This window comes from Spiroplasma endosymbiont of Megaselia nigra, from assembly GCF_003987485.1.
In the GTDB taxonomy this organism is placed as follows: Bacteria; Bacillota_I; Bacilli_A; order Mycoplasmatales; family Mycoplasmataceae; genus Spiroplasma.
The window spans coordinates 1-1671 of the sequence record NZ_RCOO01000225.1 but is presented as its reverse complement, the minus strand read 5'-3'; the positions used below and the strand labels follow the sequence as shown (position 1 = coordinate 1671).

Below are 1671 nucleotides of genomic sequence, written 5' to 3'. Positions count from 1 at the left end.
TTATAAAATATGTAAAATACATTTTATATATTTTATAATTTTTAAAAACCACATTTTATAATGTTTTTATATCTGTAAAATACATTTTATTTGTAAAATTTGTAAAATAATATATAATAAAAAAAAGGAGTTAAATAACAATGCCAATTGAAAGTAAAAATAGTATAAAAAATAAAATATTAGAGCGGGTGGAAAATACTGCTGCTTATTCAAAAGAAAATTTAAAAAGAAACGAAAAAAGGAAAACAACAGATATGATACCCAATATGTATTGTGATAAAAAACTTGTGGAAGCATTTAGAAAGGAAGCACAAAACAAAAAATGATTATATACAACTCTTATGAATGAAATTCTTAAAGAGCGTTATGGAAAGGAAAATAATAACAATGAAGATGATTGGTTTTTGTAACAAAAAAGGTGGGGTTGGAAAAACGACATTATGCAAAAATGTCGCCTATAAATTTGCTTTGGAAAATAAAAAAGTTTTAGTAATTGATTTAGATAGTCAAGGTACTATAACATTAGAATTACAACAAGATAATACAGACATTAATAAAACAATGGCCAAAATAATTGCTTCGGTTGAAGATATAAGCATTGATAAAGTAATTCAAAAATCTAAGTATAAAAATATAGATATTATTGCTTCTAGTGAAAATGTCAGAAAATCAATATTTTTAATAAAAGATTTATATGAAGAAAAAGAAAAATATTTTATTGGTGATTTAATATATAAAATTAATAAGGATACACTGGATAGTTATGATTATGTTTTGATTGACTATCCGCCAACGGTAGATGAACTAAGTTTAAATTATTTATTAATTAGTGATTTAATTTTAATTCCAATAAATAGTGGTCTTGGTAGTTATAAGGGTATTGTTGATTTACAAAATACCTTAAATTATATTACTGGAATTGACAAAAGAGAAATGCCAATAATTAAACTAATTTTTAATAATATAAAAGATAATGAAAATACATCTAATATATTAGAATGATTAGCAGAAAAAAAATATACTGATTTTTTAATTTTAAACCATATTAAACATTCAGATACATTTATTAAAACTGAAAATGATTTAAGCAGTATTTGGGAGAACCCGTACTATTGGCGGCAAAAACAAGCATACGAAGAACTCATCAAAGAAATCAAATAAACAATGAAATTAGATGAAAATATTTGCATTCTTCTCCGCTGTGAAGAACTAAAATTGTTTGTTGATAAAATGGGTTGTTTTTGTGTAGAACATAGCAAAAGGTTTGTTGCTTTTTTGTCAAGATATGAGGTTGATAGTGAAGTAGATAATATGTTAGAAAATAATGAAGAATTCCAAAAAGAATTTTTCACTGATATGGTTTATGAATTTTGTTATGAAGAAATTGAAGAATGACACAAAATAAACAGACCCCCTATAGAAAAAAAGAAACCGAAAAAGAAAAAAGCAAAAAACAACAAAAAACGAAAGTAGATAAAATAACAATGAAAAAGTAGAAAACAAAGATACTAAAAATCATAATTTAATGATTGTTGATGTTGATTTACAAAAGTGTCAAAATTGTAGTTTTGTGGTTCAAAAAGTTGCTGATGAGTGATTTACAATCAATACGGGGAATAAAAACTGTGTTAAATAATAAATTATGTTATAATTTTTTTACCAAGATATTTT

At 23.7% G+C, this 1671-nt stretch carries 3 protein-coding genes; all 3 read left to right on the top strand.

The genetic code is table 4. The features are described 5' to 3' along the window. The first annotated feature begins 140 nt into the window (after positions 1-140). From D9R21_RS06315 to D9R21_RS06305, 3 genes are read left to right on the top strand one after another with little or no spacing between them, the layout of a single operon-like run. Positions 141-410, top strand: coding sequence for a hypothetical protein (locus D9R21_RS06315; RefSeq protein WP_126821524.1), 270 nt, complete (start codon positions 141-143; stop codon positions 408-410). After that, positions 388-1161, top strand: coding sequence for a ParA family protein (locus D9R21_RS06310; protein ID WP_158613961.1), 774 nt, complete (start codon positions 388-390; stop codon positions 1159-1161). Before D9R21_RS06315 ends, D9R21_RS06310 begins: the two co-directional genes overlap by 23 nt. 3 nt (positions 1162-1164) lie before the next feature. Beyond that, positions 1165-1473, top strand: a complete 309-nt coding sequence (locus D9R21_RS06305; RefSeq protein ID WP_126821522.1) for a hypothetical protein — start codon at positions 1165-1167, stop codon at positions 1471-1473. The last annotated feature ends 198 nt before the right edge of the window (positions 1474-1671 follow it).